Here is a 14,448-nt window from a genome sequence, read left to right as displayed (position 1 = left end):
ATCGTGATTTGTAAACGTTTACTGTCCTCAGCATGCATCCCGTGTCAAGAAAAACTTGCCAATCCGTGTCATTTCGGGTCCGAGATAGGGGCAGGTGATTCAGAAAACTTGCAGCAAACAGGAGAAAACCCCGTGGCTAAGCCCAAATCCCAGGCAATCCAGGCGCGCCGGATCCGCCCGACGATCCATGACGTCGCCAAGGCGGCAGGGGTTTCCATCGCCACGGTGTCGCGCGCGCTCAATTCCCCCGATTCGGTGCGAAAGGAGTTGCGCGAGCGTGTGGTGGCTGCTGCTGATTCAATGGATTACATGGCCGATTCGGTAGGCAAGGCGCTGCGCCGCCAGCGCACCCAGATCATCAGCACCATGCTGCCCCGGCTGGCAGACCCGCTGTTCTCGGCCGTGGCCAGCGCCATTCAGGAAACGCTGGAAGAAAACGGTTACCTGGGATTCGTGCAGACCTCGGGCTTCGACAACACGAACCTGTTCGACCGCGCGAAACGGCTGATCGAGCACGGCACCGAGGGGTTGATCATCTTTGGTCGAATCGACGATCAGCGCCTGCTGGACTATTGCCGCGCCCATCAACTGCCCTTGCTGTCTGCCTATTCCTATTTCGAAAAGTCCGAAGTGCCGACGATCGGCTTCGACAACTACTTGGCCACCCGGCAGCTGGTCGAAATGCTGCACACCTTGGGCCACAGCCGGATCGCCATGATCTCCGGCTCGGACAAGGGCAACGACCGGCAGCAATCCCGCATCCGCGCCTTTCGCGACATCAATGCCGAGCTGGGGCAGGAACCGGTGATCGAATTCACCCATATGGATTTCGACATGGCGGATGGCGGCGCCGCCCTGCGGCGAATCATGGAAAACCACCCCGAGACCACGGCGCTGGTCTGCAATCGTTGCGTGATCGCCTTCAGCGTCATGGTCGAGGCCCGCCGCCTGGGTATCGCCGTCCCCGAGCATCTGTCGCTGACGGGTTTCGACGATATCGACTATGCGGCGCTGTTCGACCCGTCCCTGACCACGGTCGCGGTTCCTTCGGAAAAGATCGGCCGCGCCGCCGCCAAGGCCATGATTGCGCATCTGGAAACCGGCGCTCCATTGGGCAGCCGGCGCTTTGAGACCGAGGTGATCTTGCGCCGATCCGTCGCTCGCCCTCGCGCCCCGGCATAATTCTGCTTGACAGAAGGGGGTTGCTCCGTCAGATAAAGAAAACGTTTACAAATCATCTGAACGGGAGGTTCGCCATGCGCTTCAGGCGAATGGTCAATGTCGTCAGCGCCCACGCCGCCGGAGAACCCAACGACGTCATCACCGGCGGCGTGCTGAACGTGCCCGGCCAGACCATGTTCGACAAGATGACCTGGCTGCGGGACAAGGGCGACGACCTGCGCCTGTTCCTGCTCAATGATCCGCGCGGCAAGGTCAGCCTATGCATGAACCTGATCCTGCCCTCGAATAATCCCGAGGCGGATTTCGGCTTCGTCATCATGGAATCGGACTACTATGTGCCGATGTCGGGCACGAACACGATCTGCACCGTGACCGTCGCGCTCGAAACCGGCATGGTGCCGATGACCGAGCCCGAGACCCGCATCGTCCTGGAAGCGCCCGCCGGGCTGGTCCCCGTCACCGCGAAATGCCGCGACGGCAAGGTCGAAAGCGTCACCTTCGACAACGTGCCCTCTTTCGTCTTCGGCCTCGACCAGACCGTCGAGGTGCCGAACCTCGGCAGGCTGACGGTGGATGTCGCCTATGGCGGCATGATCTACGTGCTGGTCGATGCCGCGGCGGTCGGCTTCGAGATCAAGCCCGAAGAGGCCCGGCATATGGTCGAGATCGGCGAGCGCATCAAGGCGGCCGCCGCCGAACAGCTTCCCGCCATCCATCCGGAAAACCCCGGTATCCACACCATCAACCAGACGCTCTTTGCCGGCCCGCTGCTGGAAACCGAACGCGGCAAGGTCTCGAAGAACGGTGTGATCGTCTCGCCCGGGCGGCTGGACCGCTCGCCCTGCGGCACCGGAACCAGCGCCCGACTGGCGGTCCTGCATGCCCGCGGCCAGATCGCCGAGGGCGAGACCTTCATCCATCAAAGCATCATCGGCACCGAGTTCACCGGCACCGTCATCGGCACCACCAAGGTCGGCGCGTTGCCCGCGATCCGCCCCGCCATCACGGGCACGGCCTGGATCACCGGATTTCACCAGCATGTGCTGGATCCTGGCGATCCCTTTCCCACCGGCTACCGCCTGAACGACACCTGGTAAAAGGACCGCCTCATGGCCACGCTGCTGCGCGCCCCGAAGCGCAAGAAATACGATTACGTCGTCATCGGTTCCGGCTCTGCGGGCAGCGTCATGGCCTCGCGCCTGGCCGAGGACGGCAAGAACAGCGTCCTGCTGCTCGAGGCCGGCCCCTCGGACCAGCATATCCACATCCGCATGCCCGCCGCCCTGGGGCTGCCCCTGGGCAGCGATCGTTTCAACTGGCGCTTCGAATCCGAGCCCGAGCCGGGCCTGAACGGCCGCACCATCCTTGAAGCGCGCGGCAAGGTCTTGGGCGGCTCGTCCTCGATCAACGGCATGAACTGGGTGCGCGGCAATCCCTGGGATTACGACAACTGGGCCGCGATGGGGCTGGAGGGCTGGTCCTATGCCGAAATCCTGCCCTATTTCCGCCGCGCCGAAAGCTTCGACAAGGGCGCTAACGACTATCGCGGCGACAAGGGCCCGATGCTGGTCGAGACCTGCAAGGCCGAAGGCCCGCTCTACGACGCCTTCATCCAATCCGCCAAGCAGGCCGGCATGCGGCATGTCGAGGATCACAACGCCTATCGTCAGGAGGGCGTGCATATCACCCAGCGCAATGTCGGCAAGGGCATCCGCTGGAGCAGTTCGCAAGGCTATATCCACGCCCGCGGCGACCGGCCCAACCTGGACGTGGTGGTGGGCGGCCGACTGCTGAAGATCAATTTCTCGAACAGGCGGGCGACCCGCGCCGACATCCTCGTCAATGGCGAGCGGCAGGCGGTCGAGATCGACGGCGAGATCGTCCTCTGCGCCGGCGCGCTGAACTCGCCGCAACTCTTGCAGCTTTCCGGCATCGGCCCGGCGGACATGTTGCGCAGCGTCGGCATCGACGTGCTGGCGGACATGCCGGGCGTGGGCGCAGGGCTCAAGGACCATGTCGCCGCGCCGGTGCAGTATCGCGCCACGCAGAACGTCTCGGCCGCCCGGCATCTGAACAATTTCGGCAAGCTCAAGCTGGGCCTGCAATGGCTGCTGGCCAAGAAGGGCCTCGGCGCCACGAATTTCTTCGAGGTCGGCGTCTTCATGCGCACCCGGCCGGAAATCGCCGTGCCGAACGTCCAGTTCGAATTCGTCCCCATGCTGGGCGAGATGCAGCACGGCAGCGTCAAGTTGGAGAACGGGTTCCAGTATTTCTTCAGCCTGATGCGGCCCAAAAGCGAGGGCAGGGTGTGGCTGCGCGACGCCAACCCGCTGTCCGCGCCGCGCTTCGTGTTCAACTATTTCGAGCATGAGGAGGACCGCCGCGACGCCATCGACGCCGTGCGCGCCATCCGGCATGTCGTCTCGCAGCCGGCCTGGGGCCCCTATCGCGGCGAAGAAGTCACGCCCGGCAAGCTGTTCCAGACCGACGAGCAGATCATGGAGTTCCTGCGCAAGGAGGCGGGGACGAACTATCACCCCTGCTGCTCGGCCCGCATGGGCAATGACGACAATTCCGTGGTCGATGCCCAGGCACGGGTGCATGGGTTTGACAACCTGCGCGTGGTCGATGCCTCGATCATGCCGGAAATTGTCAGCGGCAACCTGAATGCCCCCGTCATCATGATGGCCGAGAAACTGTCCGATATCGTGTTGGGCAAGCAGCCCCTGCCGCGCTCGGACGCCCCCTATTACCGCCCCGAAGGAGATGCAGCATGATCCCGTCGAAGAAACCCGAATGGGCCGCCGATCCTGAAAACGACCTGGGCCAGATTCTGGTTCTTGGCCCGCAGGAGGGCAAGAATTTCTATCAGCCCGTGCCCGCCAACGGCAATATCTCGGTCCGTATCGCGCCGGAATTCGTGGATATCCAAAGCCCGTTCAGCATCGGCACCCAGACCCTGCCGCCCGGCGGCTATGTGCGCGAGCATTCGCACCCCGAACATGACGAGGCGCTGCATTTCATCCGCGGCACCGGCAAGGCCGTGGTGGATGGCGTCGAATATCCGATCGAGCCGGGCGTGACGATCTTTGTCGGCAGGAACCGCCGGCACATGTTCATCAACGACTCCGATGCCGAGTTGCATTGGCTGTGGTTCATCCAACCCAACGGGCTGGAGGTGTTCTTCGAAGAGGTCGGCCGGCCGGTGATCCCCGGAGAGCCCGATCCGACGCCCTTCCCCCGCCCCGACAACGTGCTGGAGATCGAGCGCCGCACCGCCTTCGCCCCTCAGCCAGCCGACCAGCGCCGGCCGGAGTAAGGCCGATGCCGGTCCACGTCGCCGATGACGGCTGCCGCATCCATTACCAGTTGGACGGCAACGGCCCGCCTTGCCTGCTGATTCCGGGCCTGGGCGGCGAGGCCGGATTCTGGCAAGGGGTCGCATCCACGATTGAAAACGATTACCATCTGATCCGCATCGACCATCGCGGCGCCGGCGACAGTGATCGCCCCACAGGCGGTTATTCCATCCCCCGCATCATGCGGGACGTGCTGGGCGTGCTGGACGACCTGCATATCCGGCGCGCGCATGTCGTCGGACATTCGACCGGCGGCATGATCGCGCAGACCCTGGCGGTCGAGGCGCCGGAGCGCGTCGCCGGCCTCGTGCTCAGCGGCACATGGGAACGGGTGGATACCCGTTTCACCCGGCTGTTCCAGGCCCGGCTGGCGCTGCTGGAACAGGCCGGGCCGGTGGCCTATCACAAGCTGACCCAGGCACTCGGCTATGACGCCGGCTGGATCGAGGCCAATCGCGCCGCGCTGGACGCCGAGCTGGAGCAGGCCGAGGCGCGCCTGCAACCCATCGCGGTGCAGGCCGCCCGCATCCGCATGCTGATGGAACACGACGTCTTCGACCGGCTGGGCCGGATCACCGCGCCGACGCTGGTGATCGGCGGCAGCGACGATGCGCTGATCCCCTTCGCCTCGTCCGAGCGGCTGGCGGCGGCGATCTCCGGCGCGCGGCTTGCCTCGCTGCCGGGCGGGCATTTCTTTCCCAAGGCCTATCCGGCGCCCTATGCGGCGCTGCTGGCCGATTTTCTCAAGGAGATCGACATATGACCTCTCCGCTCATCGTCTCGATCGGATTCGGCGCCATGGCGCGCAGCCTTGCTGCATCGCTGGAAAAGGGCGACAGCGGCCTGCATCTGGGCGGCTTCCTGGTGCCCGAACACTTGCCGAACGACGCTCCCGCGGGGATGCAGCGCTGGAACAGCGTCGATGAACTGATCGCTGCCAAGCCCGATCTGGTCATCGAATGCGCCACGCATGAGGCGGTGCGCGAAACCGTGCCGCAACTTCTGGAAGCGGGTATCGACGTGGTGATCGTCTCGATCGGCGCGCTTGGCGATGCCGGAACCGTGGCGCGGATCGAAGCGGCGGCCAAGACGGGCCGTGCGCGCGCCATCGCGGTCTCGGGCGCCATTGGTGGGCTCGACGTGTTGCGCTCGGCCAAGCTCGCCGGGCTCGACAGCGTCGCCTATATCGGCAGGAAACCTCCAACAGCATGGAAGGGCACGCCGGCAGAACAGCTTCTGGACCTGCCGAACCTCAAGGAGGCGACCGTCTTCTACGAGGGCGATGCCGTCGAGGCCGCCCGCGACTATCCCAAGAATACCAACGTCACCGCCGCCGTGGCTCTGGCGGGGCTTGGCTTCAAGGACACCAGAGTGCGACTGATCGCCGATCCCGCCGCATCCGGCAACACGCATGAACTGGAAGCCAAAGGCGCGTTCGGCAGCTTCCACATCCTGCTGAACAACAAGCCGCTGCCCGAAAACCCGAAAACCTCCTGGCTTGCCGCGCTCAGCGTCGAACAGGCGGTGTTGCGTCATTTCAGCTCTCTGGAGGTTTGAACCATGGATATGCATCTCAAGGACAAGGTTGTCCTCGTCACCGGCGCGGGCGCCGGCATCGGCGCCGCCACGGCGAAGCTGTTCGTCGAGGAAGGCGCCAAGGTCGTGGTCGCCGACTATCTGGGCGATGCCGCCGGACAGGTCGCGGCCGAGCTGGGCGAAAACGCCCGTGCCTTCACCGTAGACGTTTCGAAGGCCGAGGATTGCAAGGCAATGGTCGATTTCGCCGTGGCCGAGTTCGGCGGGCTGGACGTGCTGGTGAACAATGCCGGGCGCGGCTCGCTGGGCACCGTCGAGACCCAGGACGAGGACGACTGGCGCAGCATCATCGACGTCAACCTGACAGGCGTCTACCTGTGCAGCAAATATGCCGTGCCGGCGCTGCGCAAGCGCGGCGGCGGCGCCATCGTCAACACCGCCTCGAACATCGCCATGGCGATGGCGATCAAGGATCGCGCCGCCTATGTCGCGGCCAAAGGCGGCGTCGCCTCGCTGACCCGCGCCATGGCGCTGGACTTCGCGGCGGACAACATCCGCGTGAACTCGGTGGCGCCGGGCGTGATCTGGTCGAACTATTACAACAAGATGCTGACGCAGGTTCCCGACCCCGAGGCGTTCAAGGCTGGGCTGCGCGCTCGCGCCCCCTCGAACAGCTGGGGGGAGCCCGACGACATCGCCTCGGCCATCGTCTGGCTGGCCTCTGACCGCGCCCGCTTCGCTGTCGGCACCATGCTGACCGTGGACGGCGGCGCCTCGATCTGGTGATGCGATGATCCTCGAGGAACGCGACTATCGCCTTGTGCAAGGCATGACAGGGCCTTTCCTGAAGGCCTATGAAACGCTCGGCCTGCCGGTGCAGCGCAAGCATCTGGGTGAGCCCGTGGGCTTCTTCACCACCGATATCGGCGAGTTGAACCATGTGGTCTCGATGTGGCGACATGACGACTATGCGCAGCGCAGCGCGCGGCGGGCAGCCATGCTGGCCGATCCAGACTGGCCGGCCTATCTGGACGCGATCAAGGGCATGATCGAGGTCCAGACCGTCCGCATCCTGGCACCGGCGCCGTTTTCACCGCTGCGCTGATGCCGACTGCAAGGTCCGATGACTGGCGCGGCGCCGGCTTCATGCTGCTGGCAATGGCCGGTTACGGGCTGAACGACCTGATGGTCAAGCTTGTCGCCGCGCACCTCCCCGCCGCGATGATCCTGGCCATCAGGTCGGCCATGGCCATGCTGCTTTTGTTGGGGCTATTGGCCCTGCGGCGCGAGATCTGGCAGATCCGTGCCAGCCTTACGGGCCGGGCGTTGCTGCGCGCCTTGCTGGATACCGGCGCCACCATCGGCTATGTCCACGCGCTCACCGGCCTGTCGCTGGCCAATGCGGCCGCGATCTACCAAATGACTCCCATCGTATTCATGCTGGCCAGCGCCGCCCTGCTGCGCGAGGCGATCCCGCGCAGCGGCTGGATCGGCACCGCCCTGGGCTTTGCCGGCGTGCTGCTGGTGATCCGGCCCGACGGCGCTATGCTCGACCCGCATGCGCTGGCGGTCGTCGTCGCAGTCCTGTGTTCGGTCGCGCGCGACCTGCTGATGCGGGACAGCCTGATGCCCTCGCCCATCTGCCTGGCGCTGCTGAGCGCGGCCTGCACCAGTCTTTTCGGGCTGGGTGCATTGACGACCAGCGGGATAGCCGCGCCGGAACCGACGCAGATCGCCCTGCTGGCGCTGGCGGCGACGGCCATCGCCGTGGGCTATGTCTTTCTGGCGCTGGCCACCGCGACGGGGGGAAGCGGCTTCGTCTCGCCCTTCCGCTACAGCATCCTGGTCTATGCGACTTTCCTGGGCATGGTGGTGCTGGGGCAATATCCCGATGCGCCGGCACTGCTGGGGATCGGGCTGATCCTGCTGGGCGGCGTCACCGTGGCGCTGCCCAGCAGCCGGCCGCGGCCCTAGCGGCCATTCACGCCGCCTCGCGATAGATGCGGCCGTCCTTCATGATCAGCGACAGGTTCTCGGGCGCCTGCAGCAGGCCCAGATCCTCCAGCGGATTGCCCCGCAGCGCGATCAGGTCGGCGCGCAGTCCCTCTTTCACCCGGCCGATCTGGTCCTGCATGTTGAACAGCGCCGCGGCGTTGCAGGTCGCCTGCCGGATCACCTCGGCGGCGGGCAGCACCTCGCCGCGAATGCGGAACTCCAGCGACTGGTGGCGGTGCAGCGGCCCGATCAGGTCGGTGCCGTAGACCATGGGCACGCCATGCCGGGCGGCGATTTCCAGCTGCCGCGGCCCGGCGTCCAGGACCGGCCTGATCTTGGCGTGAAGCTCGGCCGGCATGCCGACCTGCAGGCCTTCCTCCCACATGGTGGTATAGGCCGAGAGCGTCGGCACCAGATAGGCCCCGGACTCGCGCATCAGCGCCGCGGTCTCGTCGTCCAGGAAGTTGCCGTGCTCGATAGAGCGCACACCGCATTCCACCGCATGCCGGATGCAGCGGTTGGTATAGGCATGCGCCATGACATAGGTCGAGGCGTTCCCGGCCTCCTCAACCGCCGCGCGGATCTCCTCGCGCGAGAACTGCACGTAATGGATCGGATCGGTATAGGAGGCGATGCCGCCGCCGACCATCAGCTTGACCTGATGCGCGCCGCGCCGGATCTCGTCCCGCACCGCCGCCCGGACCTCGGCCACGCCGTTGCAGATGCGGCCGAGGCTGGGGACATAGTAATGGTCGTCATAAGCGGTCTCGCCCGGGCCGCGCATGTCGCCATGACCGCCAGATTGCGACAGCGCCTTGCCGGAATAGAGGATGCGCGGGCTGGGGATCAGGTCCTCCTCGACCGCGCGGGCCAGGCCGAAATCGGCTCCGCCCGCGTCGCGCACGGTGGTAAAGCCGCGCATCAGCATGTCCCGCAGGATCGGCATGGCCCGGATCGCGGTGTAGAAGGGCGACCATTTCGTCAGCAGCGCGAAGCTGTTCATCGGCACGATGACATGGACATGCGCGTCGCACAGCCCAGGCATCAGCGTGCGGCCCTTGAGGTCTATCACCCGCTCGGCCGTCATGGCTCGGCTGCCGATCTCGGCGATGCGCCCCTCGGCGATCAGCACGTCGCAGGTCGCGGACAGGCTGCCGGCATCGACATCAAGGATGCTGGCGTTTTTCAGAAGGGTGGTGGTCATGCCGTGAGGTTCCGTTCATGCAGGGGGGACAGGGCCGCGGGGCGATAGATCCGCGCCGCCGTGCCCGAAAGAATCGCCATGCGCTCGGCGGCCGAATAGCCGCCCGTCACGGTCAGGTAGCCGTCGAAGATCTCGCGATAGCCGCGAAACAGCCGGTCAACCGGGAAGTTAGAACCCAGCATGACCCGGTCCGCGCCGAAGGCTTCGACCGTCACCTCCATGACGTGCCGCAACTCGGCCAGCGTCCAGTCCGGCTTCAGCATCGCCAGACCCGAGACCTTGGCACTGACATTGGGCAGTTCTGCCAGCCGCGCCATGCCCGCGCGCCATGCCCGCAGGTCGCCGTCGATCAGCCCGTCGGGCATGCCCGCCTGGTTCAGGATGATCTGCGTGTCTGGGAAGTCGCGCGCCAGTCGGGCGGCATCGCGCATCTGGCCAGGAAAGACCTGCAGGTCGAAGGACAGGCCCGCCGGCCCCAGTCGAGCGAAACCGCGCCGCCAGGCGGGATCGTCCATCAGGTCGCGGCGCACGCCGTAGCTGAGACGCGGGTTCTGGTGCCAGGCCAGGATCTGCCGCACGCCGCGGAACAGGGACGAGGCCGCCTGATGCGCCTCGATCAGCGCCGGCGCCTCGGGCGCAGCCAGATCGACCGCGCCGACGATGGCGTTCGGAAAGCCATGCTCCCGATGCGCGGCATCGGCGAAGCGCGTCTCGCCCACCGGGTCGCGCGGATCGAATCCGCCATCCAGATGCACCGTGCCGACCAGGTTCAGCCCAACGCTGTCGGCCAGGAAATCCCCGGCCAGATAGTTGCGGCGGATCGCGCTGGTGTCGCCCACGATGCTGGGCCTGCCCGGCCGCAGCCAGGGATAGTCATGCGCATCGATATCCCAAAGATGGTGATGCGCATCGATGATTGGCGGAGTTTCTGCGGGATTCATGGGCTTTTCATGGTTCCTTCTCTGCGGCCAGACTGCGGCGCGACGGGATGGATTGACAATCGGGCGGCAGTTGTAATCCCATGACTGAAAATCATGAGGCCGGCATGAAGACCCCGAATCCCGCCCCCCGCGACGCGGTCGAGCGCGAGGGCGACCTGCCCTCGGTCAGCGCGTTGCGCGCCTTCGTCATGGCGGCACAGTTCCGCAGCTTCTCGCGCGCGGCGGATGAGCTGGACATCACGCAGAGCGGCATCAGCCGCGCCGTGCGCAGCATCGAGGACATGGCCGGCACCCAGCTTTTCGAGCGCACCGGCCACGGGCTGGTGCTGACCGAGCCGGGCAGCATCTATTACGACGAGATCACCTCGATCCTCAGCGAGTTGGGCGCCGCAACGCTGCGGCTGTCCACCTATGCCGAGGTGGCGGACCAATTGACCATCGCCACCCTGCCCAGCCTCGGCGGGCGCTGGCTGGCGCCGCGCATCGGCCGGTTCATCGCCCAGAACCCCGCCATCGAGGTCTCGATCACCGCGCAGATCGGGCATTTCGATTTCGAGGGCAGCTCCATCGACGCCGCGATCCATTACGGCAACGAGGTCTGGGCGGGTTGCCTCAGCGAGATGCTGATGGACGAGGTGCTGGTCCCGTTCTGCGCGCCGGCGCTGCTGCGGGGCACAGTGCCGCAAGCCCGGCTGCTGCTGGACCTGCCGCTGATCCAGCACCTGCATCGTCCCACCGCCTGGCGCGAGTGGTTCCGCGAGGTCGGCATCGAACATCCGAACCCGACGCGCGGCATGCGGTTCGAACAGTATCAGATGGGGATCGAGGCGGCCAAGACCGGCCTTGGCGCGATCCTGATGCCGCCCTTCATGGTATCCGAGGAAATCCGGAACGGGCAGCTCGTGGCCCTGCACAACCTGCCCGTCGCCTCGCCCTGGCGCTATTACCTGGTCTATCCCAAGGCCAAGCGGTCCAAGCCGGCCGTGCAGAAGTTCCGCAGCTGGATCCGGGCCGAGGCGCGGCGCAGCCTGCAACAGACCGCGCAGATGATCGGCTGACCGCGCCCTGCCCTCCGACGCTATCTCGCGCCGCCGCGGCGCGACAACAGCGCATCCAGCACCACCGCCAAGGTCAGGATCGCGCCCTGCACCTCGAGCCGGGTCTGGGTCGAGGCGTTGATCAGCAGCATGCCGTTCGAGACCGAGCCGATGACCAAGGCACCGATCAGCGCCGCCCAGACCGAGCCGCGCCCGCCGAACAGGCTGACCCCGCCGATCACCGCCGCCGCGATGGCTTCCAGCAGCAAGGTGGTATCGGCCGAGTCCGGCGAAACCCCCAGCACCCGCCCCGCCGCGATCATGCCGCCCAGCGCCGCGAACAGCCCGGTCAGGGTGAAGGCGGCGATGCGCACGAAGGGCACCGAGATCCCGGCCCGCCGCGCCGCCTCGGCATTGGCGCCGACGGCGTAAAGGTAAAGGCCGAAACGCGTCTGCGTGGTGACATAGGAAAACGCGGCCAGCAGCACCAGCAGGAAGGCGACCAGACCCGGCACGCCGCGATAGGCGTTGAACACCGCGACGGCGGCTGCCCCGGCGATGGCGATGGCGGCGGTGGGCAGCAAGACCTCGCGCAACAACGAGCCGCCAAGCGCCTGCTGATGGCTCGCCCGCCAGGACTGCCAGGACAGGAACCCATAAAGCGCCGTCATCGCCCCAAGCAGCGCGATGCCCATGCCGGGCGACAGATACAGCGTCGCGATCTTGCCCAAGGGCGTGCCGACCAGCGAGATCAGGTTGGTGCCCTCTGGCAGCAGGTCAAGCAGGATGCCTTGCAGGATCAGCGACATGCCCAGGGTCACGATGAAGGCAGGCGCCCGGAACCATGTGACGATCACCCCCTGCAAGGCGCCGATCCCCGCACCGACGCCCAGGCCGACCAGGATGGCGATGCCGATATCCACGCCGGCATTGACCGCAAGCCCGGCCGAGATCGCGGCCGAGACCGCCCCCGAGGCAGCGACCGACAGGTCGATCTCGCCGATGACCAGCACGAACATCAGCCCCAGCGCCACGATGGCGGTCACCACGATCTGCAGCGACAGGTTCGAAAGGTTGCGGGGGCTGATGAACAGCGGGTTCGCCCAGCTGAAATAGGTCCAGATCAGCGCCAGCGCGATCAGCACCGGCACCATGCGCCAGCGCGTGGCCAGCGCCGTCATCAGGTCGTGGCGGTTCATGGGGGGAAATCCTGTCCTGCCCGAGAGGGCCTTGGGGTCCGAACTCAGGTCAGCCATGGGCCAACTCCTTGCGCAGGGCGGCAAGTTCGGCCGCGTCGAGGGCACCAGTCATCGCGGCGATCAATTCGTCGCGGCTGTAGCCGCCGCGCGTCACCTCTGCCACCTTGCGGCCAAGGCGCAACACCACGACACGGTCGGCGATCTGCTGCACGTCGCCGATGTCATGCGAGATGATGACGACCGCCCTGCCCTGCGCCTTGAGCCGCTCGATCAGCGCCAGCACCTGCTTGCGCTGCGCCACGCCAAGCGCGGCGGTAGGCTCGTCCAGCAGAACCACCTGCGGGTTGGCCAGGATCGAGCGGCAGATCGCCACCGATTGCCGCTGCCCGCCCGAAAGCGAGCTGGATGGCACTCGCGTATCGCGGATCTTGACGTCCAGGTCGGACAGCACCTCTCGGGCGCGCTTTTCCATCCGCGCGCGGTCCATGCGGCGGCCCTTCCACCAGGGCAGGCAGATCTCGCGCCCCAGGAACAGGTTCTGCACGGTGTCGAGGTTGTCGCAGAGCGCAAGATCCTGATAGACGGTCTGGATGCCCGCAGCGGCCGCATCCTGCGGCCCCTTCATCGCATGGGCCCGACCGGCGACGAGGATCTCGCCCGAGTCCGGCTGCTGGATACCCGAGATGGTCTTGACCAGCGTGGACTTGCCGGCGCCGTTGTCGCCGACCAGCGCCACGACCTCGCCGGGCCAGACGACCATGGAGACATCGGTCAGCGCCGCGACCCCGCCGAAACGAACCGAGACATTGCGCACTTCAAGCACGGGGGGAGGAGTGTGGGTTGCCATTGCCATTCCCTGTCGATTGTGGCGCCCGGCCGTCATTGGCAAAACGCGGCCTGTTTTCCGATCCCGCGGCAAAGCTCGTCGCGGGTATAGAGCCCGGCGTCGATCACGGTTTCCTGCACGTTCTCGGGGGTGATGAAGATATTCGGTTCGATCCGGGCCGGCACGCCACCCTCGGCATAGCCGTTTTCCCAGGTGCCGTTGACCAGCCCCTCCGGCGCAGCTTCACCCTGGGCGGCGGCCACCACGAGTTGCACCGCCGCATCGGCCATCGCCTGGTAGGGTGGCGCCATATCGGCCCTTTGCCAGCCCAGCAATACGCGCTGGATCCCCTCCAGCGTGGCATCGTAGCCGCCATAGATCGGCACCTCCCCGACCAGATCCTGCGCCGCCAGCGCCGCGATCACCCCGCCGCCGGTATCGTCGTTCATGACCACGACCCCATCGACCTCGTTATTGGTCCGGGTCAGGCATTGCTCCATGTTCTTCTGCGCATTGGCGGCAAGGTAAAGCAGCGCATCGGCCCGGCAGACGATCTCGACTTCGCCCGAGGCAATCAGCGGCTCCAGATATTTGTCGAAACCCTTCATCTGCTCGGCATAAAAGGCGAATTTCGGATCGCCCAGCATCAGCGCCAGCTTGATCGGGCGCTTCTCGGGCAGGTTCTCGGCCAGATACTTGCCCTGCGCCTCGCCGATATCGGCGAAGGGCACCGAGACGTGATAGCTGACCGGGCCGGGACCGGGATCATGGGCATAGGTGACGACCGGCACCCCGTCGGCCTCGGCCTTGGCGAGGATGCTGGCCGAGCGCGGCGGATCGACCGAGATCAGGATGATGCCGCGGGTGCCGCTGGCCAGCGCCGCATCGGCCTGCGCCATCTGCGCCTGCATGTCGTCATTGGCGTTCAGCACCTTCAACTCGACCCCCGGCGCGTGCCGGGCGACCGCGGCGGTGATGTTCGGAATGTCGAACTTGGCGATCCGGCTGGTGGTGACGTTCGGCACCAGCAAGTAGATCGTGCCGGCCAGCGCGTCCGCCGCCGCGGCCGGCATGGCGCCCAGCCAGCTTGCGCCGAGCATGAGCGATGCGGTGAGGAGTTTCTTCATCTTCGTTCCCTGTCGATGTGGCATGCTGAGTGATCGGCGCGG

The 14,448-nt window shown here is 66.1% G+C and carries 15 protein-coding genes; 10 read left to right on the top strand and 5 right to left on the bottom strand.

What is annotated here, in order from left to right; genetic code table 11:
* Positions 1-3: 3 nt before the first annotated feature.
* From IT40_RS07915 to IT40_RS07875, 9 genes are all read left to right on the top strand, one after another.
* A complete protein-coding gene (locus IT40_RS07915) occupies positions 4-1,182 on the top strand; it encodes a substrate-binding domain-containing protein (RefSeq protein ID WP_084196948.1) in 1,179 nt (392 codons plus the stop codon).
* A 74-nt stretch (positions 1,183-1,256) separates the two neighbouring features.
* Positions 1,257-2,279 (top strand): proline racemase family protein, encoded by a 1,023-nt coding sequence (locus IT40_RS07910; RefSeq protein ID WP_036752848.1) that lies wholly within the window; start codon positions 1,257-1,259, stop codon positions 2,277-2,279.
* A 12-nt stretch (positions 2,280-2,291) separates the two neighbouring features.
* On the top strand, positions 2,292-3,959 hold the full coding sequence (locus IT40_RS07905; RefSeq protein WP_036752846.1) for a choline dehydrogenase: 1,668 nt from the start codon (positions 2,292-2,294) through the stop codon (positions 3,957-3,959).
* Entirely contained in the window at positions 3,956-4,501 is a 546-nt protein-coding gene (locus IT40_RS07900) for a cupin domain-containing protein (RefSeq protein WP_052095804.1), read from the top strand. Before IT40_RS07905 ends, IT40_RS07900 begins: the two co-directional genes overlap by 4 nt.
* A 5-nt stretch (positions 4,502-4,506) precedes the next feature.
* A complete protein-coding gene (locus tag IT40_RS07895) occupies positions 4,507-5,304 on the top strand; it encodes an alpha/beta fold hydrolase (protein WP_036752843.1) in 798 nt (265 codons plus the stop codon).
* Complete coding sequence (locus IT40_RS07890; RefSeq protein ID WP_036752840.1) at positions 5,301-6,098, top strand: aspartate dehydrogenase; 798 nt, start codon at positions 5,301-5,303, stop codon at positions 6,096-6,098. The genes IT40_RS07895 and IT40_RS07890 overlap by 4 nt, the downstream gene beginning before the upstream one ends.
* A 3-nt stretch (positions 6,099-6,101) precedes the next feature.
* Positions 6,102-6,863, top strand: coding sequence for an SDR family oxidoreductase (locus IT40_RS07885; RefSeq protein WP_208021331.1), 762 nt, complete (start codon positions 6,102-6,104; stop codon positions 6,861-6,863).
* A gap of 4 nt (positions 6,864-6,867) precedes the next feature.
* Positions 6,868-7,182 (top strand): NIPSNAP family protein, encoded by a 315-nt coding sequence (locus tag IT40_RS07880; protein WP_036752838.1) that lies wholly within the window; start codon positions 6,868-6,870, stop codon positions 7,180-7,182.
* On the top strand, positions 7,182-8,051 hold the full coding sequence (locus IT40_RS07875) for a DMT family transporter (protein ID WP_036752835.1): 870 nt from the start codon (positions 7,182-7,184) through the stop codon (positions 8,049-8,051). The genes IT40_RS07880 and IT40_RS07875 overlap by 1 nt, the downstream gene beginning before the upstream one ends.
* 7 nt (positions 8,052-8,058) lie before the next feature.
* On the opposite strand, the gene IT40_RS07870 is transcribed toward IT40_RS07875, so the two are convergent.
* Together IT40_RS07870 and IT40_RS07865 are read right to left on the bottom strand one after the other, a co-directional pair.
* Positions 8,059-9,276 carry a metal-dependent hydrolase family protein gene (locus tag IT40_RS07870; RefSeq protein ID WP_036752832.1) on the bottom strand — a complete coding sequence of 406 codons (1,218 nt, stop codon included), beginning with the start codon at positions 9,274-9,276 and terminating at the stop codon, positions 8,059-8,061.
* Positions 9,273-10,217, bottom strand: a complete 945-nt coding sequence (locus tag IT40_RS07865) for an amidohydrolase family protein (RefSeq protein ID WP_052095803.1) — start codon at positions 10,215-10,217, stop codon at positions 9,273-9,275. The genes IT40_RS07870 and IT40_RS07865 overlap by 4 nt, the downstream gene beginning before the upstream one ends.
* A 104-nt stretch (positions 10,218-10,321) precedes the next feature.
* Here IT40_RS07865 and IT40_RS07860 point away from each other — a divergent pair, with 104 nt between their 5' ends.
* Positions 10,322-11,275, top strand: coding sequence for a LysR family transcriptional regulator (locus IT40_RS07860; protein WP_166436100.1), 954 nt, complete (start codon positions 10,322-10,324; stop codon positions 11,273-11,275).
* Positions 11,276-11,295: 20 nt separating this feature from the next.
* Here IT40_RS07860 and IT40_RS07855 read toward each other — a convergent pair whose 3' ends face one another.
* The 3 genes from IT40_RS07855 to IT40_RS07845 are packed head-to-tail and all read right to left on the bottom strand — an operon-like array spanning position 11,296 to position 14,406.
* The gene (locus IT40_RS07855) at positions 11,296-12,510 is read right to left on the bottom strand and encodes a sugar ABC transporter permease (protein ID WP_036752829.1); all 1,215 of its coding nucleotides are present in this window, start codon (positions 12,508-12,510) and stop codon (positions 11,296-11,298) included.
* Entirely contained in the window at positions 12,503-13,300 is a 798-nt protein-coding gene (locus IT40_RS07850; RefSeq protein WP_036752827.1) for an ATP-binding cassette domain-containing protein, read from the bottom strand. The genes IT40_RS07855 and IT40_RS07850 overlap by 8 nt, the downstream gene beginning before the upstream one ends.
* 32 nt (positions 13,301-13,332) lie before the next feature.
* The gene (locus tag IT40_RS07845) at positions 13,333-14,406 is read right to left on the bottom strand and encodes a substrate-binding domain-containing protein (RefSeq protein WP_036752826.1); all 1,074 of its coding nucleotides are present in this window, start codon (positions 14,404-14,406) and stop codon (positions 13,333-13,335) included.
* Positions 14,407-14,448 lie beyond the last annotated feature (42 nt).

The sequence above is a fragment of the Paracoccus versutus genome (assembly GCF_000763885.1).
GTDB classification, from domain to species: Bacteria; Pseudomonadota; Alphaproteobacteria; order Rhodobacterales; family Rhodobacteraceae; genus Paracoccus; species Paracoccus versutus.
This window is presented reverse-complemented; position numbering and strand designations above follow the sequence as displayed.

Bases quoted from the DNA above. Each gene is read 5' to 3' on its own strand.
- IT40_RS07850 (WP_036752827.1), bottom strand. From the start codon at position 13,300: ATGGCAACCCACACTCCTCCCCCCGTGCTTGAAGTGCGCAATGTCTCG.
- IT40_RS07900 (WP_052095804.1), top strand. From the start codon at position 3,956: ATGATCCCGTCGAAGAAACCCGAATGGGCCGCCGATCCTGAAAACGAC.
- IT40_RS07855 (WP_036752829.1), bottom strand. From the start codon at position 12,510: ATGGCTGACCTGAGTTCGGACCCCAAGGCCCTCTCGGGCAGGACAGGA.
- IT40_RS07885 (WP_208021331.1), top strand. From the start codon at position 6,102: ATGGATATGCATCTCAAGGACAAGGTTGTCCTCGTCACCGGCGCGGGC.
- IT40_RS07845 (WP_036752826.1), bottom strand. From the start codon at position 14,406: ATGAAGAAACTCCTCACCGCATCGCTCATGCTCGGCGCAAGCTGGCTG.
- IT40_RS07910 (WP_036752848.1), top strand. From the start codon at position 1,257: ATGCGCTTCAGGCGAATGGTCAATGTCGTCAGCGCCCACGCCGCCGGA.
- IT40_RS07870 (WP_036752832.1), bottom strand. From the start codon at position 9,276: ATGACCACCACCCTTCTGAAAAACGCCAGCATCCTTGATGTCGATGCC.
- IT40_RS07875 (WP_036752835.1), top strand. From the start codon at position 7,182: ATGCCGACTGCAAGGTCCGATGACTGGCGCGGCGCCGGCTTCATGCTG.
- IT40_RS07905 (WP_036752846.1), top strand. From the start codon at position 2,292: ATGGCCACGCTGCTGCGCGCCCCGAAGCGCAAGAAATACGATTACGTC.
- IT40_RS07860 (WP_166436100.1), top strand. From the start codon at position 10,322: ATGAAGACCCCGAATCCCGCCCCCCGCGACGCGGTCGAGCGCGAGGGC.
- IT40_RS07895 (WP_036752843.1), top strand. From the start codon at position 4,507: ATGCCGGTCCACGTCGCCGATGACGGCTGCCGCATCCATTACCAGTTG.
- IT40_RS07865 (WP_052095803.1), bottom strand. From the start codon at position 10,217: ATGAATCCCGCAGAAACTCCGCCAATCATCGATGCGCATCACCATCTT.
- IT40_RS07880 (WP_036752838.1), top strand. From the start codon at position 6,868: ATGATCCTCGAGGAACGCGACTATCGCCTTGTGCAAGGCATGACAGGG.
- IT40_RS07890 (WP_036752840.1), top strand. From the start codon at position 5,301: ATGACCTCTCCGCTCATCGTCTCGATCGGATTCGGCGCCATGGCGCGC.